26 protein-coding genes are annotated in these 26,831 nt (G+C 62.8%); 4 read left to right on the forward strand and 22 right to left on the reverse strand.

The window, feature by feature from the left end; translation table 11 throughout:
- Positions 1–3: 3 nt before the first annotated feature.
- The 11 genes from ligK to B5525_RS42685 all read right to left on the reverse strand — a co-directional run bounded on the left by ligK (position 4) and on the right by B5525_RS42685 (position 11,654).
- Entirely contained in the window at positions 4–699 is a 696-nt protein-coding gene (gene ligK / locus B5525_RS42635; protein ID WP_172900091.1) for a 4-carboxy-4-hydroxy-2-oxoadipate aldolase/oxaloacetate decarboxylase, read from the reverse strand.
- A gap of 1 nt (position 700) precedes the next feature.
- Positions 701–1,729: an amidohydrolase family protein gene (locus B5525_RS42640; protein ID WP_079572481.1), complete on the reverse strand. Its 1,029-nt coding sequence runs from the start codon at positions 1,727–1,729 to the stop codon at positions 701–703.
- A gap of 75 nt (positions 1,730–1,804) precedes the next feature.
- Complete coding sequence (locus tag B5525_RS42645) at positions 1,805–2,914, reverse strand: 4-oxalomesaconate tautomerase (RefSeq protein WP_079572483.1); 1,110 nt, start codon at positions 2,912–2,914, stop codon at positions 1,805–1,807.
- 125 nt (positions 2,915–3,039) lie between these two features.
- Entirely contained in the window at positions 3,040–4,017 is a 978-nt protein-coding gene (locus B5525_RS42650; RefSeq protein WP_079572485.1) for a tripartite tricarboxylate transporter substrate binding protein, read from the reverse strand.
- Between the two features lie 70 nt (positions 4,018–4,087).
- Positions 4,088–4,921 carry a transporter substrate-binding domain-containing protein gene (locus B5525_RS42655; protein WP_244567771.1) on the reverse strand — a complete coding sequence of 278 codons (834 nt, stop codon included), beginning with the start codon at positions 4,919–4,921 and terminating at the stop codon, positions 4,088–4,090.
- Between the two features lie 73 nt (positions 4,922–4,994).
- Positions 4,995–5,966: an amidohydrolase family protein gene (locus tag B5525_RS42660; RefSeq protein WP_079572486.1), complete on the reverse strand. Its 972-nt coding sequence runs from the start codon at positions 5,964–5,966 to the stop codon at positions 4,995–4,997.
- Positions 5,967–6,215: 249 nt separating this feature from the next.
- Entirely contained in the window at positions 6,216–7,121 is a 906-nt protein-coding gene (locus B5525_RS42665; RefSeq protein ID WP_079572488.1) for a LysR substrate-binding domain-containing protein, read from the reverse strand.
- A 63-nt stretch (positions 7,122–7,184) separates the two neighbouring features.
- Complete coding sequence (locus B5525_RS42670) at positions 7,185–8,189, reverse strand: Bug family tripartite tricarboxylate transporter substrate binding protein (RefSeq protein ID WP_079572490.1); 1,005 nt, start codon at positions 8,187–8,189, stop codon at positions 7,185–7,187.
- 74 nt (positions 8,190–8,263) lie between these two features.
- Entirely contained in the window at positions 8,264–9,634 is a 1,371-nt protein-coding gene (locus tag B5525_RS42675) for a vWA domain-containing protein (RefSeq protein ID WP_079572492.1), read from the reverse strand.
- Entirely contained in the window at positions 9,634–10,599 is a 966-nt protein-coding gene (locus B5525_RS42680) for an AAA family ATPase (RefSeq protein WP_079572494.1), read from the reverse strand. Before B5525_RS42680 ends, B5525_RS42675 begins: the two co-directional genes overlap by 1 nt.
- Entirely contained in the window at positions 10,581–11,654 is a 1,074-nt protein-coding gene (locus tag B5525_RS42685; RefSeq protein ID WP_079572496.1) for an acyl-CoA dehydrogenase family protein, read from the reverse strand. Before B5525_RS42685 ends, B5525_RS42680 begins: the two co-directional genes overlap by 19 nt.
- Positions 11,655–11,657: 3 nt before the next feature.
- Between B5525_RS42685 and B5525_RS42690 the strand changes: the two genes are divergently transcribed.
- Both B5525_RS42690 and B5525_RS45185 read left to right on the forward strand, forming a co-directional pair.
- Positions 11,658–11,897, forward strand: a complete 240-nt coding sequence (locus tag B5525_RS42690; protein ID WP_079572498.1) for a hypothetical protein — start codon at positions 11,658–11,660, stop codon at positions 11,895–11,897.
- Between the two features lie 371 nt (positions 11,898–12,268).
- Entirely contained in the window at positions 12,269–12,508 is a 240-nt protein-coding gene (locus B5525_RS45185; protein WP_154073762.1) for a hypothetical protein, read from the forward strand.
- Positions 12,509–12,955: 447 nt separating this feature from the next.
- Here B5525_RS45185 and B5525_RS45190 read toward each other — a convergent pair whose 3' ends face one another.
- The 4 genes from B5525_RS45190 to B5525_RS42710 form a co-directional block, all read right to left on the reverse strand.
- Positions 12,956–13,393, reverse strand: a complete 438-nt coding sequence (locus tag B5525_RS45190; RefSeq protein WP_197687893.1) for a hypothetical protein — start codon at positions 13,391–13,393, stop codon at positions 12,956–12,958.
- A 297-nt stretch (positions 13,394–13,690) separates the two neighbouring features.
- Positions 13,691–14,554, reverse strand: a complete 864-nt coding sequence (locus tag B5525_RS42700) for an HpcH/HpaI aldolase/citrate lyase family protein (RefSeq protein ID WP_079572500.1) — start codon at positions 14,552–14,554, stop codon at positions 13,691–13,693.
- A gap of 4 nt (positions 14,555–14,558) precedes the next feature.
- Positions 14,559–15,020, reverse strand: coding sequence for a MaoC family dehydratase (locus tag B5525_RS42705; protein ID WP_079574508.1), 462 nt, complete (start codon positions 15,018–15,020; stop codon positions 14,559–14,561).
- A gap of 158 nt (positions 15,021–15,178) precedes the next feature.
- Positions 15,179–16,384, reverse strand: coding sequence for a CaiB/BaiF CoA transferase family protein (locus B5525_RS42710; RefSeq protein ID WP_172900092.1), 1,206 nt, complete (start codon positions 16,382–16,384; stop codon positions 15,179–15,181).
- A gap of 326 nt (positions 16,385–16,710) precedes the next feature.
- Here B5525_RS42710 and B5525_RS42715 point away from each other — a divergent pair, with 326 nt between their 5' ends.
- Entirely contained in the window at positions 16,711–17,511 is an 801-nt protein-coding gene (locus B5525_RS42715; RefSeq protein WP_425305245.1) for a CbbQ/NirQ/NorQ/GpvN family protein, read from the forward strand.
- Positions 17,508–19,829, forward strand: coding sequence for a nitric oxide reductase activation protein NorD (locus B5525_RS42720; RefSeq protein ID WP_244567772.1), 2,322 nt, complete (start codon positions 17,508–17,510; stop codon positions 19,827–19,829). Before B5525_RS42715 ends, B5525_RS42720 begins: the two co-directional genes overlap by 4 nt.
- Here B5525_RS42720 and ureE read toward each other — a convergent pair.
- From ureE to urtC, 7 genes are all read right to left on the reverse strand, one after another.
- The gene (gene ureE / locus B5525_RS42725) at positions 19,826–20,338 is read right to left on the reverse strand and encodes an urease accessory protein UreE (protein ID WP_079572503.1); all 513 of its coding nucleotides are present in this window, start codon (positions 20,336–20,338) and stop codon (positions 19,826–19,828) included. The two genes, B5525_RS42720 and ureE, sit on opposite strands and share 4 nt — an antisense overlap.
- A gap of 114 nt (positions 20,339–20,452) precedes the next feature.
- Positions 20,453–21,472, reverse strand: coding sequence for an alpha/beta fold hydrolase (locus B5525_RS42730; RefSeq protein WP_079572505.1), 1,020 nt, complete (start codon positions 21,470–21,472; stop codon positions 20,453–20,455).
- Positions 21,473–21,546: 74 nt separating this feature from the next.
- The gene (locus tag B5525_RS42735; RefSeq protein WP_079572507.1) at positions 21,547–22,896 is read right to left on the reverse strand and encodes a purine-cytosine permease family protein; all 1,350 of its coding nucleotides are present in this window, start codon (positions 22,894–22,896) and stop codon (positions 21,547–21,549) included.
- A 222-nt stretch (positions 22,897–23,118) separates the two neighbouring features.
- The gene (locus B5525_RS42740; RefSeq protein WP_079572509.1) at positions 23,119–24,156 is read right to left on the reverse strand and encodes an aliphatic amidase; all 1,038 of its coding nucleotides are present in this window, start codon (positions 24,154–24,156) and stop codon (positions 23,119–23,121) included.
- Between the two features lie 75 nt (positions 24,157–24,231).
- The gene (gene urtE / locus B5525_RS42745; RefSeq protein ID WP_079572510.1) at positions 24,232–24,927 is read right to left on the reverse strand and encodes an urea ABC transporter ATP-binding subunit UrtE; all 696 of its coding nucleotides are present in this window, start codon (positions 24,925–24,927) and stop codon (positions 24,232–24,234) included.
- Positions 24,927–25,676, reverse strand: coding sequence for an urea ABC transporter ATP-binding protein UrtD (urtD, locus tag B5525_RS42750; protein ID WP_079572512.1), 750 nt, complete (start codon positions 25,674–25,676; stop codon positions 24,927–24,929). The genes urtE and urtD overlap by 1 nt, the downstream gene beginning before the upstream one ends.
- 5 nt (positions 25,677–25,681) lie before the next feature.
- Complete coding sequence (gene urtC / locus B5525_RS42755; protein WP_079572514.1) at positions 25,682–26,827, reverse strand: urea ABC transporter permease subunit UrtC; 1,146 nt, start codon at positions 26,825–26,827, stop codon at positions 25,682–25,684.
- Between the last annotated feature and the right edge of the window lie 4 nt (positions 26,828–26,831).

Below are 26,831 nucleotides of genomic sequence, written 5' to 3' on the forward strand. Positions count from 1 at the left end.
CCATCAATCGATATATTTGAGGCCGGCTTTCGCCAGCGGTTCGCGCATCTTGTACATGTCGAGGCCCAGCACCCCGGCCGCGAGCTTTTCGCGCTTCTCGCCTTCATTGGCCTCGCGCGCCTCCGCCGCATCGGCCACCTGCCGGGCGACGCCGGCGGGGACGACGACGACGCCGTCGACGTCGGCGATCACCACGTCGCCCGGGTTGACCAGCGCACCGGCGCAGACCACCGGGATGTTCACCGAGCCGAGCGTTGCCTTCACCGTACCCTTGGCGCTGATCGCCCTTGAAAATACCGGGAACTGCATTTCGGTCAGGTCCGCCACGTCGCGCACGCCGCCATCGATGACCAGGCCTTTGGCGCCGCGGGCGCGAAAACTGGTCGCCAAGAGGTCGCCGAAGAAGCCGTCGGTATTCTCCGCGGTGCAGGCCGCGACCACGACGTCGCCCGGCTGCAATTGCTCGGCCACCACATGCATCATCCAGTTGTCGCCGGGCTGCAGCAGCACGGTGACCGCGGGTCCGCAAGCTTTCGCGATCGGATAGATCGGCCGCATGTAAGGCTGCATCAGGCCGACGCGGCCCATCGCCTCGTGGATGGTGGCGACGCCGAAGCGCGACAGTTTTTCCACGGCCGCCTTGTCGGCGCGGAGGATGTTGCGCTTGACGATACCGAGATCGTTCATCGGCTGACTCATGTCACTTGCCTTTCGCTTTCAGCGCCGCATCGAGGCGCGGGAACACGCGCCGCGCATTCCCCTCGTAGACTTTCTGCCTGTCCTGCGCGCTGAGGTTCATCGTGCCTTCGATGTAGCGCTTGGTGTCGTCATAGGCAAAACCGGTTTCGGGATCGATGCCGCGCACCGCGCCGATCATCTCGCTGGCGAACAGGATATTGTCGACCGGAATGACCTTGGTCAGGAGATCGATGCCCGGCTGGTGATACACGCAGGTGTCGAAGAAGATGTTGTGCAGCAGGTGATCCTTCAAAAGCGGCTTCTTCAGCTCCTGCGCGAGGCCCCGGAAGCGGCCCCAGTGGTAAGGCACCGCGCCACCGCCATGCGGGATCAGGAATTTAAGCTTTGGAAAATCCTTGAACAGGTCCGAGGTCAGACATTGCATGAAGGCCGTGGTGTCGGCGTTCAGATAATGCGCGCCCGTGGTGTGGAAGCAGGCGTTGCAGCTGGTGGAAACGTGGATCATGGCGGGGATGTCGAGCGCCACCATCTTCTCGTAGATCGGATACCAGTGCCGGTCCGACAGCGGCGGCGAGGTCCAGTGCCCGCCCGACGGGTCGGGGTTCAGATTGATGCCGACGAAGCCGTATTCCTTGATGCATTTCTCGAGCTCGGGGATGCAGGTCTTGGGATCGACGCCCGGCGACTGCGGCAGCATCGCCGCACCGACGAAAGAGTCGGGGAAGAGCCTGCCGACGCGCGCGCACAGCTCGTTGCAGATCGCCGCCCAGGTCGAGGATACCTGGAAGTCGCCGATATGGTGCGCCATGAAGCTGGCGCGCGGGCTGAAGATGGTGAGATCGCTGCCGCGCTCCTGCATCTTCTTGAGCTGGTTGTTGACGATGCTCTCGCGCAGCTCATCGTCGCTGATCTTGAGCTCGCTGACCTTCGGCATCGCCGAGGGATCCTTGATGCCCGCGATCTGCCGGTTGCGCCAATCCTCAAGCGCCTTCGGCGCCGTCGTGTAGTGGCCGTGCACGTCGATGATCAATTTTCTCTCCTTCCGGAACGGCGGCCGACCAGATCGGTCTTTTCCGCCCCCTTAGCGTTTCCCAAATCCCAACTTCTATTTTGCCGCCGCTTCGAGTCTCGATTTCGGCGCCCAGAGCGATCCGGGAATCATGACCTCGCCGCGCATCAACAGCCGCGCGGTGCGCAGCAGAGCGGCGCGGGTCACGTTCTGCGGATTGGCCGGATCGACCTCGATCTCGACGCTGAATTCGCCGGTCGGATGCTCGACCGATACCTTCTTGACATTGCCCACCGGCATCGACGCGATGCCTTGCGTAATCGAACCGTCGAGCACGCAGGCGGTCGCCACCGTCACCGCCGCCAGCACGCCGATCGCGTCGTGGCAGACATGCGGGATGAAGCTGCGCGTGCAGATGCTGCCGCCGGTGCGCGGCGCCGATATCAGCGTCATCTTCGGGTAGTTCTTGGCCGTGACGTCGGCGAGCTTCATCGCGTGGCCGCAGGCGATCCGCAACCGCTCGATCCGCGCCTTCAATTCGGTATCCGCGTTCATCTGGTCCACGCTCTCGTAGCCGGTGCGACCGACGTCGCTGCCCTTGAAGATCACCAGGGGCATGCCGTTGTCGATGCAGGTCACATCAACGCCATCGATGTTGTCGCGGACATTGCCGGTCGGAAGCAGCCCGGGCGCGACCGAGCCCGCGGTGTCGAGGAAGTTGACCGTGATCGGGGCCGAGGTTCCCGGCGCGCCGTCGATGCGGGCATTGCCCTCATACTCGACATGGCCGTTGGGCGTTTGCACGGTGATGTCGCACTGCATATCGGTGTTGAGGGTCAGCACGCGCAGCGTGGTGGTATCGCCTTTGGGCCTGACCATGCCGGTCTCGAGCGCGAACGGCACCACGGCGGCAAGCATGTTGCCGCAATTCGGCGTGGTGTCGACGGTGTCCTTGTCGGGCTGCAGCTGGGCAAACAGGAAATCGAGATCGACGCCCGGCTTGCTGCCCCTGGACACGATGCCGACCTTGGAGGTCAGCGGGTGAGCGCCGCCGAGACCGTCGATCTGGCGCTTGTCGGGGGAACCCATCACCGACAGCAGCACCTTGTCGCGCGTCGGCAGATCGGAGGGCAAATCGCTGGCCTTGAAGAACGGCCCTCGCGAGGTTCCTCCACGCATGAAAAGACAGGGGATGGCGGTTTGCATCGGTCTCTCCGCTCACATCTGGATTGGCAAGGCTGGACTCGCCGGCCGGCCTATCCGCCGATACCGAACGCTCGCGGCAGCGCTTGCCGGTTGGCTCGGTCTCAAGATTACTCCAACGGCACGCATTACTCGACCCTGATATTCGCCTGCTTGAGGATCGGCCCCCATTTGGCGGCCTCTGCCCGCATATAGGCATCGAAGTCCTGCGGCGAGCTCCCGACCGGCACGGCGCCCAGCTTGTCGAAGGCCGCCAGAACCGTGGGATCTTTGAGGGTCGTCAGCAGATCGGCGTTGATCTTCGCCACCAGTTCCGGCGCCATTCCCGCCGGTCCCAGAAAACCCCACCACACCGAAGTTTCGTAACCGGGCACGCCGGATTCCGCCACGGTGGGCACATCCGGCATCGCCTTCGAGCGGGTGGCGGTCGTCACCGCGATGGCGCGAACGAAGCCGCCATTGAGCTGGCCGACGACTTCCGGCAATGGATTGATGCTCATGGGGATGTCGCCCGCCAGCACCGCCGTGAGCGCCGGCGCCCCGCCCTTGTAGGGAATGGCGAGGATCTTGACATCAGCCATGTAGTTGAGCAGTTCGCCGGCCAGGTGCGCCGATGTGCCGTTGCCGGACATTCCGTACGACAACGAGTCAGGCTTCTGCTTTGCCGCCGCAAGCAGCTCCTGCAAATTCCTGACGTCACTTTTCTGGGATACGACGATGGCCAGCGGCGAACTGGCGACCTCGGTAATCGCGGCGAAATCCTTGAATGTATCGTAGGGCAGCTTCGGATAGAAAAACTGGTTCAGGGGATGACCGCTCGCCACCAGGATCAGTTTGTAGCCGTCCGGCGCCGATTGGGCCAAGGCCTGGGACGCAATGATGCCGCCGGCGCCCGGACGATTTTCGACGACCGGCTGCTGGCCCCAGATCTTCGACAGCGACTGACCGATGGTGCGCGCCAGCACGTCCACGGCGCCGCCGGCGGCGTAGGGAACAAAGATGGTCACCGGCCTCGTTGGAAAAGGCTCGGCGTGCGCGCTCCAGCTCGCGAGGAATACAGACGCAGCGAGGCCCGCGATGCGGACGAACTTGGGCAGAACCAACATTAATTGACGCTCCCTGGGCAGGACATTCTTTTCAACCTTTTCAACTGACGCGACGACCGGCGCCTCCGCATTATTTGGACTCCGACGTCATGGCGCCGCGCAAGCCGGCCCGTGCAATCGCGGCTTTGACAAGGCCCTCCGATTTCGCATCGCTGGTGAATTTCTCCACGAACGGCCTGCCCTGGTCCCTGCCCTTGGGAATGGCGATGGCGTGTCGCTCAACGCCCCAATGGCCGTCGAGGACCCTTGCCCCCGGAAGCTTTTCCGCCATTTCGTACAGGGTCGCCTTGTTGGTCGCGAACGCGTCGAGCTGACCGGCGGCCATCATGTCGGCCGCGGCGCCGACGGTGACCGCGCGAGCGACCTCCGCGGATTTCAGGTCGCGCGACAACACGCCGTCGGATGAACTTCCCTTGGTCACGCCGACGCGGACGCCCGGCTTGTCGATATCGGCCGGCGTCGAGATGACGGATTTTTGCGACACCAGGTAGCCAAGCTCGATCTCGAGGTAAGGTGGCCCGAAATCCATATCCTTGGCGCGCTCGGCGGAAGCGTTGGTGAAGGCCATGTCGACCTGCGCCGTCTTCACCGCCTCGAGCACTTCGGCGTTCTTGGAAAACACCACAGGCTCATAGGGCACGCCAAGCCTTCGCGCGAACTCCTTGCCGAGATCGTAGCCGACGCCGCGCGGACCGTCCGATTGCGGATCCGGCAATATCGATGTCGGAGTTCCCGGATAAAGCCCGACCCTCAGCTTCCGGGTCGGCGCCAGCACCTGTTGCATGTCCGGATCGGCCGCGCCGGCGGCGCCTCCTCCGGCCACCACCAACGATCCGGCGATAGCCAGCGCCGCGACAAGTTTGACCATCATGCGGCGCATGGGGTCGCCCGGCTCAATCAACATGCGACTGTTTCCGCATCCAGAACTTGCTTCACTGCCTACCGACATGCCCACACTTCGCTCTTCTCGCCCTAATCTAGAATTTGAACAGACGTACGGGATTGTCGACCAAGAGCTTACGCTGGATCGCGGGCTCGGGTGCGTACAACGGAATGAGATCGACCAGATCGCCGTCATTCGGCATGATCTTGACATTCGGGTGCGGCCAATCCGTCCCCCAGATCACGCGGTCCGGCGCGTTGTCGATCAGGCTCTTGGCGAACGTGACCGAGTCGCGGAACGGAGGCCCTGACGCCGACGTACGCTCAAGCCCTGTAATCTTGACCCAGCACTTCTCGTCGTTCTTCTGAAGCTCGAGCAGCGCCTTGAACTCGGGGTCATCGAGACCCTTGGCGGCGGCGATCGTGCCCATGTGATCGATGACATAGGTGGTCGGCAGCGCGGTCAGGATCGGCGTGAACTCGCGGATGCTTCCCGGCTCGAGATAGATATCGACATGCCAGCCGATCGCGGCGGCCCGTTCGACAAGCCGCCTGAAAGCGTTCATGTCGCCAATACCGCCCAGCCGCTTGAGGAAGGCAAAGCGGCACCCGCGTATCCCGGCCCTGTCGAGGGCCAAAAGATCCGCCTCCGACATCGCACTATTGATATTCGCGATGCCCTTATATTTGCCGTCGCTCAGCGCGATGGCGTCCGTGACGACCCGATTATCGAACCCGTGCAGGGTTGCATTGACGATCACGGCACGCTTGACGCCGATCTTTTCATGCAGGGCACGAAACATCGCCAGCGGTGCGTCGGGGGGCGTGTACGGCCGCGTCGGCGAGAACGGATATTCGGCGGCGGGACCGAAAATATGGGTATGCGTGTCGACCGCACCCGCAGGCACTTTGAAGGCCGGCGTTTTCGTGTTTTTGTCCGGACCTGGAATTTCAGGGATCGATTTCGTTTCGGGAGCCGAATTCTCGGCCGCCCGCGATTGGCTCGCGGCAACCGCCGACATCGCACCGAGGCATGCCGCACCACCGAGAAAGCTGCGTCTAAGCATGCTGGCGCGCTCCCTTTTTAATCCGGCCGGTGGACCGTGAAATGATTGGAGCCGACCGGGTCGAATTCCCCGGACCGGCGGTCGTTTCGCCCTGTAGATGGTTCAGCTCGGACGATTGTCGCCGCGTGTCAGGCGAGCCCGGCCGGAAGTCACTTTGACGAGCCTGCCTGCGCTGCGCCAGCGGCGCGCGCCCTATATCAGCTATCGCGATTCAGCATGGCTCATGGGCGCCAACTATACCGAAAATGGTCAGGCGGGAAGCTCGCGCACCAAGGCGGTCAACAGCCGCATCGTGTGCTGGGTCAGCGGCGTGGGGCGCCGGTGCGCCGAGATCGCCAGGCAAAGCACGCTGACCGGGGTGGGATCCACGAGCCGGCGCGTCACCAGTTCACCGGAACGGGCGGACGCAGCCACGCCGCTGGCGGTAAGCACCGCATAACCGTAGCCGGCGCAGACGAGATCGATGATGGACGGAACGCTCGATACTTCCCAGGCAATGTCGAGCTTGATGCCGGCCAGTGCCGCCTGGGTATCCAAGAGCCGGCGCATGGCGTGAATCCGCTCCGGAACGATCAGCGGATAAAGCGACAATTCCTTCATCGGCAGCGGCGGCAAGGCCGCTCGCTTCTGCTTGCCCTTGGGCGCATGACTGACCAATCCGAGCTGCTCCTGGAGCAGCGGCGTGATCTCAAGCCCCGGCTGCGCCTCCGGGTTGTAGACCAGGCCAATGTCGATCCGGCCGGTCGTCACCCACTCGACGATGTGGGTCGACAACCCCTCGACGATCGCCAGCCGCGCCGCGGGAAGCTCCTTCTTGAAGCGGTCGATCAAGGGCAGCGTGAGCTGGCGGCCCATGCTCGGCGGCAGCCCGATGGTGACCCGCCCGACCGGCTCGTCGCGGCTCGCGCCGAGGTCCTCGCGCGCATGCGCCATCAGCTGCAGCACCGCGACGCTGTGGTCGAACAACCGCTTGCCCGCGTCCGTCAGCGTGACGCCCCGGCCGTTGCGCAGGAACAGTTGCTGGTGCAACTCCGTCTCGAGGCTGCGAACCTGCCGGCTCAGCGCCGGCTGCGCGATGTCGAGCACCACGGCGGCCTTGCTGAAGCTGCCGAGCTCAGCCACCTGCACGAAATATTCGAGCTGTTTGAGGTTCATGGAGCGGCCAGATCAGGACGAAACCGAGCCCAAGTCAACGCCCCGGGGCAGGACCTATCGCCGCTATTGCCTGGGGATACCGGCCTTCTCGATCACCGCCCGCCATTTGTCGATATCGGACTTCAGCCGCGCCGAGATCTCCTCGGGCGTCGAGCCCCTCGCCTCGATACCAAGCTCGAGCAGCCGCTTCTTCACCTCTGGTTCTCCGAGTATTTCCTGCAGCGCCTGATTGAGTGTCTTGACGATGTCGGGCGGCGTTGCAGCGGGAGCAAACAGCGCGTTCCAGGAGACGACGTCGTAATTGGCAACGCCGGCTTCCTGCAAGGTGGACAGATCCGGCGTGCTTTCCGAGCATACCGGTCCCGACGACGCCAGCGCCCGGAGTTTCCCCTCGGCGAGATTCCCTTTCATGGAGGAGTAACTGTCTATCATCAGAGCGACGTTGCCCTGCATGGTCGAGACAAGCAGTTCCGGCGTTCCCCGATAGGGAATGATGGTGAAATCAATGCCCGCCGCGGTCTTGAACAGCTCCGCCGACAGATTCTGCGTGCTGCCGATATTGATGGTCCCGACATTGAGCGTGCCGGGTTTTGCCTTTGCCGCGGCGATGAAGTCCGCCAGCGTCTTGAATCCCGAGTCCGCGTTGGTGGCGAACACGAAATCGAAAGTGCCGAGGCTCGAAATCGGCGCGAAATCCTTCAGGGGGTCGTAAGGCAAATGGCTGAACAGGGAGACGCTGATCGCGGTTCCGTTGGACAGCAGCGCCAGGGTATATCCGTCCGGCGCGGAAGAGATGACGGTTCGGGCCGCGGCGATGCCGCCGGCGCCGGGCTGGTTCTCGATGTAGAAGCGGCCCCCGAGCTTGCCGCTGAGCTTCTCGGCAATGACCCGCGCGGTAATGTCGGCGACGCCGCCTGCTGCGAAGGGCAGCACGATCCGCACCGGCTTGCTCGGATATTTGGTCTCCGCACCGGCCTGTCGCTGTGGAAACGCGAGTACCAGCAGAACCGGCACGGTGAGGAACACCCGGACCAGAGTCTGGGTGACGGTACAATCAGGGTCTCTCATGGGCATCTTTCCAAAATCGCTGCGGTTCCAGCCAGCCCGGCTTTTACCTGTCGCTGGCGGTTCGGCTCAATGAATTATTGATAGGCCGCCACGATATCCGTCACCGCCCGTTCGAGCTGCTTTGCGGTCGCGCACTGGCGCACGACAGTGCAGAAGGTGGCGTAGCGCGGCATTTCGGAATCGCCCCAGCCCCAGGCCATGCGCCCTTCGGGGTTGAGCCACACCAGCCGCTTCGAGCGTTCCGAAATGGTGCGAAGGATATCGGCTCGGGGATCGAGGTTGTTGGTGCGAGCGTCGCCGAGCACGATCACGGTGGTCTTCGGCGTCACCGTGTTGATGAAATCCTTCTCGAAATCCACCAGGGATCCGCCGTAGTCGGACGAGCCGAATCCGACCTTCGACATGATCTCGCTCATGGCCTCCTCGGGCGTTTTCTTGTCGAGGATATCGCTGACCTCGATCAGGTGGCCGGAGAACGCGAACGAGCGCACGTCGTCCACCACCTCATGCAGGCTGTGGATCAGAAGCAGGAAGAAGTCGGAGACCTGCGCCACCGATCCCGAGACATCGCAGAGCGCCACGATCTTGGGCCGGTCGCGATGCCGGCGTTTCCAGGAGATCAGGAACGGGACGCTGCCCCAGGCGGCGTTGCGCCGCAGCGTGCGCCGGAGATCGAGATGACCTCGCCGCTGCCGCTTGCGGGGCTTGCTGTATCGCTCGCGCAGCCGCCGCGCGATGGCGCGAATCAGCGCTTTCATCTGCTCGACCTGCCGGCGTTCGAGCCGGGCGAGCGGCGCGTTGCGCAGGATTTCGTGGCGCAGGTTCTCGGCTTCCTCGCGCCCGTAGAGCAGCAGGGCCTGGCTGACGACGTCCCGCACGTTTTCGCGCAGCGCCTCCAGGGCAGCCGCGAGCCGTTCGGCCTCCGCCGGATTGGTCGCGGTGAGCGCATCGAGATCGTCGCGCAGGCGCTCGATGCCGAGTTGCTCGAGAATCCGGGTCGAGAAGATGCCACGCTGGGTGAAATAGCGGATGTCGGAAAGCGAGGCGGCATTCGCAGCAGCCGCCATCGCCGCCGCGATCGCGTTGCGGTCGCGCGACATCAGCATTTGCGCGAGATCACCGAGCGCCGGCGACGGCGCGCCAGCGTCGTTGCCCGGCTCGGCTTCGCTGGCGCTCGAATCCGGCTCCTTGGTTTCGTCGGAGTCCTCCGGTGCAGATTCTTGTTCTGGTTCGGGCTGACTGAAAAAAAGATCAAAACAGTCGCCGAGCGCCTGCTTTTCTTCCTCGCTCTTGGCGAGCGTCAGCAGCAGCGTGTCGCGTAAAATGCCGCGGTCGGCAAATCCGACATCGGCCACCGCCCTCATCGCATCGATGCTCTCCGCGGGCGATACCCGAACGCCGGCGCCGCGAGCCGCCCGGAAGAAGCGATGCAGCTCCTCGCGCATCAGCCGAACACGCCCTGCCGGCCGGCCCTGGCGACGAAGGTCGTCACCTGCGGCAGCGTGGTCTCGATGTCGGCCTCGTATTTCAGCAACACATTAAGGGTGTCCTTGACGGTTTCATGATCCAGTTCCGATGACTGCAGCAGGACCAGCACGCGCGCCCAATCGATGGTCTCGCTGACCGAGGGCAGCTTCTTCAGATCGAGCGCGCGGACCTGGTTGATGAAACCGACGAGCTGCGTGCGCAGGGTTTGCGATATCCCGGGGACCCGGCTTTCGACGATGCGTTCTTCCAGCTTCTGCTCGGGGAAACCGATATGCAGATGCAGGCAGCGGCGCTTGAGCGCATCGGAGAGGTCGCGCTCGCCGTTGGAGGTCAGGATCACGATCGGCTTCACGCCCGCCACAATGGTCCCGAGTTCGGGAATACTGACCTGGTAGTCCGACAGGATCTCGAGCAATAGCGATTCGAATTCGGCGTCCGACTTGTCGATCTCGTCGACCAATAGCACGCAGCCTTTGGGCTGCTCCAGGGCCTGCAGCAAGGGGCGAGGTTCGACGAATTCCTTGGAGAAGAACACGTCGCCGAAATCGTGCAGCTTGTCGAGCGCCGCTGACAGCGTCTCGGCGCCGCCGAGCACTTCGCCGAGCTTGTCCTTCAGGATCTGGGTATAGAGCAGCTGCTTGGCGTACTTCCACTCGTACAGCGCCTTGGCCTCGTCGAGCCCTTCATAGCATTGCATGCGTATCATCTTGAGCCCGCGCCAGGCCGCAAGCGCTTTTGCGAGTTCGGTCTTGCCCACGCCCGCGGGGCCTTCGACCAGAATGGGCTTTTCGATCTTCTCCGCGAGATAGATCGCGGTCGCGATCTGCTTGCTGGCAATATATCCGGCCGATGCCAGCCCACGGGTGACGGCCTCGATCGAATCCGCCGGTAGAGTATTGTTGGTCACAGTTTCACGCTCCATAAGGAATTTCCAAGCCGCGCCTGCCGCACCTTGCGGGGCTCGCGCGCAACCGAAGACAAAATATCGTAGGCGCCGAGCGCACGGGCAATCGATTCATCGGCCGGCGCGCCCTGTGCCAGCAGTTCGCGGATTTCATCGACGATCTGCCGTGCCAGCAGCCGTACGCCGATCACCCGCGCCGGAACCTCAGGCCCCTCGCCATCGAGTGCCGCCACCGCGAGCCGGCTTGCCGCGTCCACCAGCGATACCAGACCCGCGAGGCGGCCGAGCCGCAAGGCGTTGTCTTCCGTTTGCTCGATGTGCACAGCGCATTTTTCGAGTAGCCAGTTCAAGAGCCCCGACATGTTGGCGGTACCGACGGTGTCCTCGGTACCGCGAAACGGCAGCGCCATCGCCGGATAGGCATCAAGCATATCGCCGATCCGCGCCGTCGCCGGCACCTCGCATCCCCTGAGTTCCAGTTCGCAATGCGTCGCCGGCGCGAGCGCCTCCAGCGCCGGCATCGGCTTCACCGAAAGGCCTTTTGTCTCCTTCGGGATCAGAAACAGCCCGTATCGCTTGCGCCCTTCCTCGATCCCGGTCACGGCGAGCACCAGAAACACATCGGCGATCGGACCATTGGTCACCCAGGCCTTCCGGCCGCGCACGATGTAGCCGGTGCCCCGTGGTTCGGCCGACGTCGTCAGATGCTTCGGATGGGCGCCGGCGCCGGGCTCGGAGATCGCAATCACCGTGCAGACCTCGCCCGCCGCCACGCGCGGAAGCCATGTGGCGCGCTGCTCCTGATTGCCAAAGCCGGCGAGGAAAAAACGCGCCACCATTTGTCGTCCGGCGAACGCGCTCGCAAGCCCCAACAGCCCGGTCTTCGCGGCGATCGCCTGCTCGGCGGCCGCGATGGCGCGATAGTTGTCGAGCGCGCCCGTGCCGGGCAGGCCGATCTGGAACAGGCCGGCTCTCGCCATCGGCCCGAATGGGTCGGCCAGCACGTTGCCTTTCGCGATCGACCACCAATCGTCGATACGTCCAGCGACTTCCAGGCTTGAATCTTGCGGCATTTAATGAAGGACCCGGATTACGGCATGCGCGTGTCTGGCGACATCGAGACGCTTTTGGAGCACAAGGATGCCGGTCGCGAGCTTGTCGTTGCCGACCATGAAAGCTTGCCCGGTCACGAAGCAAGCGGAATTTTGTTCCGCCTCACGGAATTGCCGGATGGAACGGATTTTTTCCGGATCTTTGCGCTTACTGCGCTAGGCAAAATACAGATCCTCTCGCCCTATCATTCATCTTCTAAGTAACATCGTTGGCGATCAGAGGGGACTTCCGTCAGAACTGGGCACTCCAACAACGCCGTTAAGTATCGCTGGGAAGGTGCTGGGGCAATACAAGCACGGCGTTACCAACAATCACGGAATTCGAATTTCGAGCGATCCTAAAACGCCATTTAAATACTAAAACGCTATTTATTGGTGCGAATAGACCCGCGAGCCTACATCAGTTGACAGCACCGGTTTTGTCCCAGGGTAATCAGATGTCCTGCTCCCGGGAATGAAGCTGTTGCTGGTTCGGTCTCCTCCTCAGGGTATTGAACAAACCTCAACGCGAAGCAGGACAAACGACCCTGGTCGTCGGCCCCAGTAGCCGATTAAGCGGGTCTGGAGCACGATACATGAACATCAGTCACAAGTTGATAACGCTGGGCCTTGCATTTAGCCTACTCGGTAGCGCGTCCGCGTTCGCAAGACCGACGCCGCATTTCGAAAATGGCCGACTTTCGCAAAAGATGATCGAAAGTCATGTTCCGACGGCAAAAACATCCGATGCGACCGGCTATGCGCGTCGTCCGTCGACTAATGCGGTTAAAGATGATTGGCCGGCCAATATGCTCCAACAACAGGACCAAGGATAATCGCCCTCGCGATCAGGACTCTCGATGAGGCGATCAAAAAGCCCGAGGCCGCTGGTACGGGTGCGTATATTGAGGTGGTGACGGATTTGCCGCTCTTTTGAAGTTGTTCGAGCCAAGCAACTGCAAGGCTTGTCTTGCCGAATGCGAGCGAACCATCGGAATCGAGAAACACCGGATCTATCGTGCATGAGTCCGAAAGTGGCACGAACCGGACAAGCCGATGCAGTCGCAGCATATCTGCTGTTGAGGGTTGAACGGACCTGGATTTTGACGCGGCCTGAGGTCTAAAATTGACCGAACTCACAGATCACCCTCGGGCAACCCGACGAGGCGCTGGCCTACCTCGGCTCGCGCTTGCGCTTCTTGGTTCAGCACTTCCACGGAGTGCGTTTTCGTAGCCCGCTTTGACCGCCTGCACGGAGAATTGCGCGGTCAAAGCCAAAATTTTCAGTAGCCGTAGCCGCCGTAACCGTAGCCGGGGTAGCCGTAGCCGGGGGCGCCACAGCCACCGTAGCCGTAGCCACCGTAGCCGTAGCCACAGCCACCGTAGCCGTAGCCGTAGCCGTAGCCGTCATCATAATCGTAATAGGCCGGGTAGCCGTAGGCGCCATAGGCGCCGTAGAGGGCGCCGGCGCCTAGCAGCCCGAGGCCAATCCCTAGGCCAATCCCGCGACCGCCAAAGCCGCGATGAAATCCGCCGCCGCGGAATCCGCCGCCAAAACCGCCGCCGCGGAATCCGCCGCCAAAACCGCCGCCATGGAAGCCGCCGCCAAAACCGCCGCCATGGAAGCCGCCACCGAAGCCCCCACGGGCATCTGCCGCGGTTGGCGTAAGGGCACCGAGCGCGGCCACCGTGGCGAGGGCAATCATCGTTTTACGGAACATGACAACCTCCTTACACAACGTTCGCCGGCATAAACGTTGCAGGTCGCGGATCGTTGCATTCTGGCGAGCGGAACAGGAATTAAACTTACGGCGTTTGACGCGGAAACGCGCCTCGAGGCCAGCGCCTCGTCCGAGACGCCGCTCTCGATCCGGCACTACCCGCCGCATCTCGGCAAACACGGCGGCGTGATCCTATGCGAGGCCGGCTTACGGAAAGCGAGATCGAAACGCTCCCCGCCGAAGGTGCGATGGTCGAGGCCGATCCCGCGGAATCCCCGCCGACGTAATCGGACATTCTCAGATCGGGCGCTTCGCCTGGGCGAGGATCTTAATGGCGGCGCGAAGGTGCGGCCTGTCGAGCATCTTGCCGTCCAGCTTGACCACGCCGGTATCCGGATTGTCGTCGAAGGCTTTTATCACCCTCTCGGACCACGCGATCTCCTCATCCGTCGGCATGAAGGCCGCGTTGACGACGTCGACATGCTTGGGGTGAATGACCGCCTTGGAGAGAAATCCATCATGCCGGGCCGCGATCGCCTCTTCCCTCAGCGCGACCAGATCGTCGATATCGGTAGCGATGGTATCGATCGCGACGACACTGATCGCGGCTGCGCTGATCAGGCAGAGATCCCGCGCCAGCAAAAACGGACCGTGAACACGGCCCGCCGTCCGGTTGCGCGAGGCGCCGAGCGAAGCCGCGAGGTCCTCGGCGCCCCACATCATGCCCCACAGCCGCGGGCTCGCGCCCTCGAAGTCGAACAGTTTTGTAACCGCCCGCGCCGTCTCGGTCGCGACCACGACAATCCTTGTGCTGCCCTGCTCGAGGCTGGATGCCGCCTCGAACGCATCGAGATACAGTGCCAAATGATTGACGTCGGCGGCGCCCGCGCATTTCGGCAGCACGATGCCGTCGGGCCGGCCCGGCATGACGGCGGCAAGGTCGCCGAGCGTCAGGCCGGTATCGAGCGCGTTGACGCGAACATACATTTTCTGGTTCGGATGGCGCGCATCGAGCATTTCGCGCGTAATGCCGCGCGCGGCGACCTTCTGGTCCGGCGCGATCGAGTCTTCGAGATCGAGGATCAGCGCGTCGGCCGCGGTCTTCTTCGCGCTTTCGAACTTGCGGGTGCTGTCGCCGGGAACGAACAGGAATGATCGCATCGGCTCACACCTTCGCTTGCGGTTTGCAATGCATCAGCCCGGTGCGGCGACAGCTTGCGACCACCTCGCCGCGCTGGTTGGTCGCGGTGTGCTCGAACTCGACGATACCCTGCGTCGGCCGCGATTTGCTGATGCGCTTGGAAATGATCTTGGTGTGGGCCTTCAGCGTATCGCCGTGAAACACCGGCTTCGGAAACTTGACGTCGGTCATGCCGAGATTGCCGATTGTCGTGCCGAGCGTGGTGTCGTAAACGCTCATGCCGATCATGATGCCGAGGGTATAGAGGCTGTTGAACAGCCGCTGGCCGAATTCGGTGGTTTCCGAGAAATGCGCATCGATATGCAGCGGCTGCGGATTCATCGTCAGCAGGCTGAACATTGTATTGTCCATCTCGGTGACGGTCCGGCTGAATTCATGATGAAATTCGCGACCGACCTCGAACTCCTCGAAATATAATCCTGCCATGGCTTCCCCTTTCCAGGTGTTGGTTTTTGTCGATTGATCGTTCGGCGCCGGCGCGGCCTGGAGCGGCATGACTTTTCTTCGAGCCGTCATCCCGCTCCAGCTTTTTGTTTGAGCATGATCTTTTCGGAAAACCGGTTCCCACTTTTCCGGATCATGCTCTAGCGTAGTGGAACACGCACGGCGCCGGACTTGATCAAATCGTCGATGGCGCCGGGCTCGAACCCGGCGTCCAGCAGCACCTCGCGGCTGTCCGCGCCGATATCCGGCGCGGGACACAACTGATCTTCGGAAAGACCCAGCTTGCCCGGTGTGCGCGGCGCGTAGATCGGGCCAACGCCGGGAGTCTGCCGGCAGACCGCGCCCTTGGTCGCCTCGACGTGAACATTGTGCAGCCAGTCGCCGGGCGTGAGGATGCGTTCGGCGATGATATCAGCCGCGTGCAGCCGGGTAAGCCAGGCTTCGCTCGACTGGCTCAGGAACACCTCACGCACCTGCGGGATCAGCGCATCTGCCGAATCCGCGCGGCTGGCAAAATCCGCAAAGCGCGGATCGCTGGAAAGATCCTCTCGCCCGATCGCCGCGCAGAGGCGCTTGTACTGCGACTCGTTCACAAGCGTGACCATCAGCCAGCCATCCGTGGTCTGATAGGATCCGGCCGGCACGTTGAGCGCGCGCGGGGCGCCGCCTTCCAGCACATATTCGGCGACCTTGTGGCCCAGCAACGCGGCCGTCGACTGGGTGAGACTGACATCGATCCAGCGGCCGGTGCCGACGGCCGCCCGCGCGAACAATGCGGTCGCGATGGCCTGGAAAGCGTAGACCCCGGTCGCGACGTCCGAGATGGTGGTGCCAACCCGGTGCGGGGTCTTGTCGCTGCCGACATTGACCGACACCAGGCCGGAAAACGCCTGCGCGACCGAATCCGAACCCGGACGCTTGGCGTAAGGTCCGTGCTGCCCGAAGCCGGAGACCGAGAGGTAGATCAGGCCGGGGTTGTCGCGGGCGAGTTCGTCATAGCCAAGCCCAAGGCGGGCGGCAACGCCAGGCCGGAAGCCTTCGATGAGCACATCGCAATCCCGCGCGAGCCGTTTGGCGATGGCAATGCCGTCGGCGTGCTTCAGATCGAGGCACAGGCTGCGCTTGCCGCGATTGTAGACCGCAGACAGCGCGGTGTGGTTTCCGTGGGTCGTTCCGAGGTAACGCGACCAGTCGCCTTCCGGCGGTTCGACCTTGATGATCTCGGCGCCGTAGACGCCGAGCAGCATCGCGCAATATGGCGAAGCGATCCCCTGGCCGAAATCGAGAACGCGCAAGCCGCGATAGGGCGCCTCATGCGTCGGCGACAAATTTCGTTCGACTCCCAAACTTTCTTCTTTCTTTTTTGCAGCCGGGTCAGGCCGGTCGATCCGCGAAGAGAAGAGGATGGCTATCGACGAGTCAAGCTCCCGCCCACTCCGAAAAACTGCCGTTTAAAGCGGATTTCTGCGGACCACTCCCGATTCACATCTCGCTTGTACAAAGCCGCGATTAGCGGTCTAATGCCTTCCGAGGCGTTCCACGAACGCCTGACTGCGCGCTCCGAGGCTGTGGCGCGCCATATGGCGATGCTTGCCGAACCCCACTTGCGGAGGGGCGGAGGTCTTCACATCGACAGGCGGTCTCCCCACGCACCAGTCCCGTGGAGATGCGCGTGAACCTCGATGCCTACCGAATCCCATCCGAGCCCTATTACCAGCCGGTCGGCGACGAAATCGCGGTGTTCGAGGCGGCCTTTTCCGAGCGGCTGCCCGTCATGCTGAAGGGGCCGACCGGGTGCGGCAAAACCCGGTTTGTCGAGCACATGGCATGGCGACTGGCCAAACCCCTGATCACCGTCGCGGCACATGAAGACATGACCGCGTCCGACCTTGCCGGCCGCTTCCTGTTGGAGCCGGACGGCACGGTCTGGCACGACGGCCCGCTGACGATGGCCGTCCGCTATGGCGCGATCTGCTACCTCGATGAAATCGTCGAAGCGCGGCAGGACACCACGGTCGTGATCCATCCGCTGACGGACGCGCGGCGGATCCTGCCGCTGGAAAAGCACAACGAGATCGTGCCGGCCCACGCCGATTTCCAGCTCACGATCTCCTACAACCCCGGCTACCAGAGCGCGGTCAAGGACCTGAAGGAATCGACCAAGCAGCGTTTTCTCGCGATCGATTTCGGCTATCCGTCTCCATCAGTCGAAGCCGCCATCGTGGCGCGCGAGGCCGGAACCGACGTCGAACTGGCCGGTACCCTCGTCGCCATCGCGGAACGCTCGCGCAATCTTCAGGGCCACGGCCTCGATGAAGGCGCATCAACCCGGATGCTGATTCATGCCGGTCGGCTGGTACGCGCCGGCCTGCCGCTTGCGGCCGCGGTCCGCTCCAGCATCGTTTTGCCGATCACCGACAATCATGACATCCGCGAAGCGCTCAACGCGGCGATCGAGGCCTGTATCCCGTGAGCGCCGCCGTCCGAGCGGGATCGCTGCGGGTCATCGAGGCCAAGCCGGATGGCGCGGTCCGCCGCGTCCATTTGCTGATGCGGCAGCGCGAGGCGCTGCGGCCGCTGTTCCGCACCGCCTGGGACGACCTCGCGGCGCGCTTCGAAGCCGACGAACTCGAGGGCTGGGCGGCGGGCGTGCTGGAACTCGCCGACGTCAACGCCGGCCCTTCCTGCCTGGTTGCTTTTTGGGAGCGCAGCCGAAACCAGCCGACCGAAGAGGGCGTCGCATCGCTGATCGTGGCCGCGCACACCGCGGCCAATATCTGCCGCAACGCCGGCGCGCAGGCGGCGGCCGCCACGCTCGTGGCCGTCGCGATCGCCCGCCGATTTCTCGGCACCGGCGCGAGCCTGGCGCGCTGGTGGCGCACCATGGACGAGCTGGCGCTGCAGGCTCCGGAATCGGTGGAAGCGGCGGCGGCGCGCATAGGCGAAATCCTGGCCGCCGGCGACATCAACTCCTTCGAGAGTTTTGTGGCGGCCGGGTTGAAACTGGCGGCCGGCAACGGACGCAAACGGCTGAAATTCTTCACGCTGCAGGACGAGTTGGCGCAGCGTCTGGTGGCGCGCGCGACGGCCGGCATCGGCTTTGCCGAAACCGAGCGGCAGACCAAAGCGTTCGTGACTTCGTTGTGGGGCCGCCCGCCTTTGCTGCGCAGTTTTCCGGCGGACACCGGTCAGACCGCGCAACGCCGTGCCGGAATCGCGGGGCCGCTGATCCGGTTGCCGGAGATCTATCGCGGCGTGCAGGGCGAGGCCGCCTACGCGCTCTACAGAGCCGCGGCCGCGCATGCCCAGGCCCATCTCGTTTTCGGCGGGACCAAGTTTCCGGTGGGCAAGCTGAAGCCGCTGCAAATCGCGCTCGTCACCTTGATCGAAGACGCCCGCATCGAGCTGCTGGCGATGCGCCAGCTGCCGGGATTGCGCAAGCTTTGGTCGCCCTATCATGTCGCGATGCCGGCCGGCGTCGCCACGGCACCGACCCTGCTGGTGCGGCTGGCGCGGGCCTTGTTCGACCCGGCTTACGAGGACGGCGACAATTTTGTCGCCAAGGGACGCGAGATGTTCGAAGCCCGGCTTCCGCGCCTGGAGGACCCGGCGATCAGCCGCGAGATCGGCATGTTGCTCGGCAACGATCTCGGCCAGATGCGGGTGCAGTTCAACGCCAAGACCTATGTCGTCGAACCGGTCTATCGCGACGATGGTCTCGGCCTCTGGGATTTTGGCGAGGACGCCCCCACCTCCGGCGAACCGCTCGACCTCGCGGTCGATGCGGTACGGCTTGAGCAGCAGGAGAAGCCGGACCAGGAGCTGCGTCCCGATCGGCGCGAGGATGAAGGCAACACCGGCCGCGCGCGACCGGTTGCCGCGGACCAGCGCGGCGTCGTGATCGCGAAATACCCCGAATGGGATCGCGCGCACGGCGTCGAACGCCCGGAATGGACCACAGTGCGCGAAGTAACTGCCAAGCCCGGCAACCCGCGTTTGGTGGAAGAGGCACTCGACCGCGCCGACGTCTTGCGCAGCCGGATTCGGCGACTGGTCCGCGGCGTCCGCGTCGGGCGGACGATCCGGCTCAAGCGTCAGCTCGACGGCCATGATCTCGACGTCGATGCGGTGATCGATACCGGGATCGCGCTGCGCATGCGGCAAGAACCGGACCCTCGCGTGTTTCGCGCCACCACCTCCAAGCACCGCGATCTCGCGGTCCTGCTGCTGCTCGATATTTCCGAATCGACGCGCGATCGCCTGGCGTCCGGCACCTCCATTCTCGACGTCGAGCGGCTCGCCGTCGCGGTTCTCGCCGAGGCCATGAGTGCGCTGGGCGATCCCTTCAGCATGCTGGCCTTTGCCTCGAACGGCCGCGACGATGTCGAGATGACCACCGTCAAGGCCTTCGGCGAACCCTATGACCGCGCATGTGTCGGACGGCTGGCCGCGCTGTCGTCTGGGCTGTCGACCCGGCTCGGCACCGCGCTTCGCCACGCGGGTGAGCTGATCAGTCACGCCCGCAGCTTTCGGAAACTCGTCATCGTCCTGACCGATGGCGAGCCGTCCGATGTCGACGTTGCCGATCCGCTCGATCTCGTCGAGGACGCGCGCCGCGCCGCGGTCGGATTGCGGGCACGCGGCATCGACGGATTCGGCGTGGTGCTGGGAACGCATGCGATGAATTCGGCGATCCGCATCTTCGGACGCGGCAACACCATGCTGGTGCCCCGCGTCGAGGATTTGCCGGCGCGGCTGTCCGAGCTCTATTTCCGGCTGGCGCGCCGCTAGGTCGCGCCAGCCAGGCCGTCTTCCGTCTGCTGGTCCGAGGCGGCCCCGCGGCCCTCCTCCTCGTCCAGAATGCTGACACCGATACGACGCGCGGAAATCATTTCCTCCAGCCGCGCGGTATAGTCCTCGGGCCGGCCCTCCAGCGCGACAACCAGCGCCTCGCCCTGGAACCGAACACGCCAGTGCAGATTGCCGGCTTGGAAACCGAGTTCGATGGCGTCGCTGATCGAACGCGGCTCGAGCCGCATCCATCGCCCGGTCGCGGCGCGGACGACGATCGCGCGCTCGCCGTCGATCAGGAGAATTGCACCGTCGAACAGCTTCTGGTGAGGCGGCAGCGCGATCGCAAGCTCCTCGCCTGCGCGCGTCACCGCCAACAGCCGCCGGCGAGCCAGGTCGGCCATCGGGATATTGACTTCATCCACGGCACCGCGATGCTCGAGGCGATGTATTTCCTCCGAGAACGCGTCTTCCAGGCGGCTGCCAACGACATGATCAATGCGCAGCATCGCTGCCAACCCTTTCAAAGGCCAGGTGTTCGAAGAGCGTGGTTGATGCTTGGCATGCCCAGATATCCTTCCCGAGAAAACAATTGACCGGCCCCTTCGCCGACTGCTGAACACCTACGACGCAAGAAGCTCCTTTAGTTTCGCATCGATGAATTCGACATCCTTCGGATTGGTGCCAGGCCCCCCGGCGAAATGGCCCCAGACGGAGGGAACGGGGACAAGTTTGGCGTTCGGCATATGCGCGACCTCGAACTCGCTATCTGCCGGCGGGAAATACAAATCGGTCTCACCGGGCATGACATAGGCCTTGGCCTTGATCGCACCGAGCGCCGCCTTGAAGTCGCCCTTGTAGAGCTCGTTATCGCCGATGTCTCCGTTTTGCCAGGTCCAGAGCATGGTCAGTAAATTATTGGGGTCCTTCGGCAAGAAAAACCCTTCCCAGAACGCCACCAAAAAATCCTCAAGCGAGGAGTAACCCAGCGCCTCGATATCCAGCTTCTGGCGATAGAACGCCTGCGAAAAACCCCAACCGGCATAAACCCGTGCGGCCGCGCGCAAACCGCGTTGCGGTTTCTCGGTGTACCAGCCCTCCTTCCATGCCGCATCGGCCGTCAGCGCGGCCTTGACACCTTCCAGGAAAACGAAGTTGTGACGCGAGCATTTCGCGGACCCGCAGAATGGCGCGATCAGGTCCATCATGCCAGGATAGAGTGCGCCCCAATGGAACGTCTGCAGGGCGCCCATCGACCAGCCGGTCACGAGCCGGATATGCTCGATGCCGAATTTTTCGGTGACAAGACGGTGCTGCACCCGCACGTTGTCGCAGGCCGTCACTTGCGGAAAGCGCGGGCCATTGTAAGGCTCCGGCGTATTGCTGGCGGAGGACGACAGGCCGTTGCCGAGCATATTCGGGATGATGATGAAGTATTTCTTCGGATCGAGCGCCCGACTTTCGCCCACCAGCCATTCATTGTCGTAGTGCTGGCCCGAATACCAGGTCGGATAAACGATGACGTTGTCCTTCTTCGGACTGAGCGTCCCGAACGTTTTGTAAGCCAACTTACAGTCGCGCAACGTAGCCCCGCGCTGCAGCTTGACGTCGCCCAGATTGTAGACCTCGTAATCGAGACTCATGACGGACACCCTTGTTTCTGGTTTCTGGTTCATGCCGGAACGTTGGGTCGGCCTCCGTGAAGGCCGACCGGCGATCACAAGGGCTTTGTCACCGCCACGCTGGCGCTGCGCGATTTGGCTATAGCGTAGTAGGCGATGCTCGCAACGAGGGCCGCGGAGATCGCGGTCGAGAGATATGGCATCCGCTCCTCCACGATGAAGGCACAGATCGAACCGATCGCCCAGGCCATAAAAGCCTCGGGCCGCCAGTCTGCTTCGATCTGCGCATTCGGCCGGATCAGATACTGGTCCACAAGGATGACCGCGCCGATAGGCGGCACGAGGATGCCAAGCAGCGACAGCCACTGGATGAAGAACGCCCACACATTGCCGGCAGCTACGACGATCCCGATCGCGCCAAGGATCACCGCCATCACACGCATGTGGTTGCCGAGGATGCGCGACCATCCCGTTGCCGCATTATAAAGACAGTGCGAGCAGACCGAGCCCAGATTGACGTAAAGGAACAAGAACGCCAGGGCGCTCAGCCACGTCATCTGCTTGCCGTTCATGAAGCCGAACATGTTGTCCGCGCCGAACGGGTTCGCGTTCGGCACCGCTAGCGCCGCCGTCATCACGCCGCCGACCAGCATCGCAACGAGATTGGCGAACGGAAACGCGCTGAAGGTCGACACCAGCGAGGCGGTCGGCGTCTTGGCCCATCGATTGAAATCCGCGGTCACCGTGCCCGCGTCGATGAACAGCGCAAGGACCACCGTGAGACCGACGCCCGTGGACATCGTCGCGACGCCGTTGTTGCCCGCGTAGTTGAAGATTGCCGACACCGTGCTGGTGGACGCGGCATCGAACGCAACTGACAGACCGAGGACGACGAACAGCGGGACCGAAACCAACCCGATATAATGCAGCCCCCTCACGCCCACGAAAGTGATGCCTATATAGAGCAGTCCGGCGATCACCGTCATGGCCACATAGTTCAATCCATAGGTCGAACTGACGAGAGCGCCGGTGATTCCCGTCTGCACCGCGTACCAGCCGAGCAGCAGGGTCGACAGCAGGCCCGATGCAAAGACGTAGCCCTTCTTGCCGAAAACGATGCTGGCAATCAGGGCGAAGTTCATGCCGCGCTTCGTCCCGATAAGGCCGAGAAGCCCAACGTAAGCGAACATGATGACATTTCCGACGATCATCGCGGTGAGCGCTCGCGAAAAACCCATGCCGAGCACCAGGATTGAGCCTGTCATTGCTCCCGTGATGATCATGGGAAAGCCGAGCCAGACCAACGTGACGGAGAACGCGCTGCGGCGCGCACTCATCGGCACGGGTTCGTGCTCGTACTCGTCTCCGAGAAGATGATCGACCTGATCTTCGGCAACATGGAGGTTATCGACCACGGAGCCTGGTTTCGTCACACTGCCGGTCATAATACAACATCCTTCAATGAATGGGTTTACGGGGGCACGTCTGAGACTCTTCCTCGCCGTCGCGGCTGCGGCGGCGAACAGCCGATGATTGTTATTATGAGTTATGCGTCGCTTTGGACGGATAAATAGCGAAAGCCAGAACGCCGATCCGGATAAGCAAACTCCTCCCCTAACCCTTGCGCGCCGGCGCGAGTGCGCCGACGCGAAGCTTCAATTCAGGACTCAGCGGTGAGCGGCCACCTTGTTCGGAATGCCCTCGATGGGAGCCTCTTCCGTTCCGACCGCCTTGCGGGTGAAGCTTTCCACCATTTCGCGGGTGCCTTCGGGATCGGCGATCCATTTCGAGTAGAACTCGTAGGGACATGCCGCGAGGCCCCGGTCGCCTTCGCCGGAATTGATCAATCCGGTGTAGCCGCGGTGCACCAGCTTGAAGAGATGGTTCTCCGATTGTCCGTTCTTGCGCGCGTCGCGGATCAGCATTTTCGAAAGCTGGGCGTACTGGATGCCGTATTCCTCTTCGCCGCATTCGCCGAGCGTGCGGCCGTCAAAGCCGACGATCGCGGAGTGGCCGAAATAGGAGTAGACGCCGTCGAAGCCGGCGGCGTTGGCAACGGCCACATACACATTGTTCGCCCACGCCATCGCCTTCGCCATGACGACCTGCTGGTCCTTCGCCGGATACATGTAGCCCTGACAGCGGACGATCAGCTCCGCGCCCTTCATCGCGCAGTCGCGCCAGATTTCCGGATAGTTGCCGTCATCGCAGATGATCAGCGAGACCTTGAGGCCTTTGGGTCCTTCGGAAACATAGGTGCAGTTGCCCGGATACCAGCCTTCGATCGGCACCCACGGCATGATCTTGCGATACTTCTGCACCACCTCACCCTTGTCGTTCATCAGGATCAGCGTGTTGTACGGCGCCTTCTTCGGATGCTCCTCATGACGTTCACCCGTGAGCGAGAACACGCCCCAGACCTTCGCCTTGCGGCAGGCTTCCGCGAAGATCTCGGTCTCCTCGCCGGGCACGACAGAAGCCGTTTCGTACATTTCCTTGGAGTCGTACATGATCCCATGGGTCGAATATTCCGGGAAGATCACGAGGTCCATTCCCGGCAGGCCGGACTTCATGCCGACCACCATGTCGGCGATCTTCTTCGCGTTGGCCAGCACCTCGGCCTTGGTGTGAAGCCGCGGCATTTTGTAATTCACGACGGCGACGCCGACCGTGTCGTTGCTCGATGAGATATCGCCGTGCAGCATGTTGTTCTCCTTGCTTGGTTGATAACTGGAACTTCTTCGTCGTCGATCTTCAGTTTGAACCCGCGATGATCCGCATCACACCGCCATATGCCGGTGGACCATTTCATCGCTGAGTTCGGAAATTGCACCAGACGCCACGACCCGCCCTTTTTCCATCATGGCGAAACAATGGGACGCCTGGCGCGCAAACAGGACATTCTGCTCGACCAGGACGACCGTCAGGCCGACCTCCCTGTTGAGCCTGATGATGATGGCTTCGATCTCCTCGACGATGGACGGTTGGATGCCTTCATTGGGCTCGTCGAGCAGGATGATCTTGGGGTCGGCGGCAAGCGCCCGAGCGATCGCGAGTTGCTGCTGCTGACCGCCGGAAAGCACGCCGCCGGCACGCTCGAGATTGGCCATCAGATAGGGAAACAGCTCCGGGACCAGTTCCGGAATCTGCCGTTTGCCGTCGGTGCGCGCGAACGCGCCCATCAGGATATTTTCGCGGATGCTGAAGTCCGGAATGATCTCGCGGCCCTGGGGAACGTAGGCGATGCCGGCGCGGGCACGACGGAAGGTCGGCTCCTTGCCGATCTCGGTTCCGTTAAGGCTGATCTGGCCTTCCATCCGGTCGGTGAGGCCCATCAGCGTTTTCAGAAGCGTGGTCTTTCCGGTGCCGTTGCGGCCGAGTACCGCCGTGACCTTTCCGATCGGAATATCCAGGCACACCGCATGCAGGATGTGGCTGCGGTCGTAATAGCTGTCGACATTGGTCAGCTTGAGCATCAGCCGATCCCCTTCGATCCGAGATAGGCTTCGCGCACCCTGGGATCGGTTTCGATCTGCTCGACATTGCCCTCCGCGAGCACCGATCCGAGGTGAAGGACCGTGATGCGCTCGGCGATTTCGCGCACGAACGCCATGTCGTGCTCGACCACGATTAGCGTGTGCTTACCCTTGAGGCCGTTGACGATCTGCGAGGTCTTGTGGGTTTCCGCCTGCGTCATGCCCGCGGTCGGTTCATCGAGCAGGATCACTTTCGGATTCTGCGTGATCAAAAGACCGAGCTCGAGCCACTGCGTCTGACCGTGGCTGAGATAGGCGGCGAGCCGGTTGGCTTCCCCGGTCAGGCCGATCAGTTCGAGCACCCGGTCGACGTCCTGTTCGGCCTCCTTGTCGAAGCCGAAGCGCAGATTCGCCAGCACGCCGGGATTTCGGCAGCTTGCGACTTCGAGATTGCGGCGAACGGTCAGATCCTTGAACACGCTCGGAATCTGGAATTTTCGCCCGATGCCGGCGCGCGCGATCTTGTGTTCTTCCCAGTTGGTGATGTCGGTGTCGTTCAGAAACACCCGCCCCTCGGTACTCTTGGTCTTGCCGGAGACGAGGTCCATCAGGGTGGTCTTCCCGGCGCCGTTGGCGCCGAGCAGAACGCGCAGTTCACCCTCTTCGATGGTCAGCGACACGCCGTTGACGGCCTTGAAGCCGCCGAAGTCGACCCCGAGCCCATCGATGGTAAGCGCGATCTCTGCCATCCGCCCTACTCCGCCAGCTGCGAGGCGTCGGTGACCCCGACCTTGTGTTGCGGCGGCGCTTTGCGGCGGGCGAGAAGGCGATCGACCAGATCGTGCGCGAGGCCTGCAAAGCCGCGCGGCAGGTACAAGACGACGAGGACGAAGATCAGGCCGATGATCACTTTCCATGCTTCGGCGAAACCTTGGGTCTCGCTGACGGTGGCCGAAATCATGTTGATCACGATGGCGCCGATGCAGGCGCCGAGGATCGACGACCGCCCGCCGACCGCGGCCCAGACCACCATCGTGATCGAGAAGGTGAGATCCATGAAGGTGGGCGAGGCGAATTCCGAGACGACGACGTAGAACATTCCGGCCAGGCCCGCGATCCCCGCCGACACCGCGAAGAAGAACGTCTGATACAGCGGTACATCAAAGCCCAGATAGCGGGCGCGGTTCTGGTCGTCGCGGATCGCCTGGAGGATCAGACCGGCCCTGGTCTCGATCAGCAGCCGCGCGCCCGCGAGGACCAGGCACAGCGCGACCGCGACGAAATAATAGGTCGGAACGATATAGGGATCGAACTCGAACCCTCCGATCTTGAACCATCCGAGATCGGTCAGCCCGTTGAAGCCGTTGGTGATGGGCTGGGCGTCGATCACCACGAGCCGCACCAAGAGGACCAGCGCCAGCGTGATGATGGACACGAATACGCCCGCGATGCGCTTGCGGAACACGATGACCCCGATGCCCGTGGCGATCACGACGGGCAACACCAGCCCCATGACGACACCGAACCACTGGTGCTGGAATGGAATCCAGAGGAACGACGCCTTGTTGATGCAGCACAGTTCGGTCGGCGCGCCGGGCTCGGCGTTCCACAGCATGAAATCCGGTACCGGCTTGTCCGAGCCCTGCTGCAGGCTCGTCGGGCTCGCTAGCTTGAGCGACATCGCGATCATGTAGGCGCCCGCGCCGAAGAAAAGCCCCTGGCCGAGATTGAGAATGCCGGCATAGCCCCAACTCAGCGCCACCGCGATGCCGAGCATGCCGAACACCAGATATTTGGCGATGCGGTTGAGCCAAAACGGATCCAGCAGCAAGGGCGCGCACATGATCAGCGCGAAGAACGCCAGATAGATCGCTATTTCGACGCGGCGCTTGTCGGACATCGCG

It is taken from the genome of Bradyrhizobium erythrophlei (assembly GCF_900129505.1).
Classification (GTDB): Bacteria; Pseudomonadota; Alphaproteobacteria; order Rhizobiales; family Xanthobacteraceae; genus Bradyrhizobium; species Bradyrhizobium erythrophlei_D.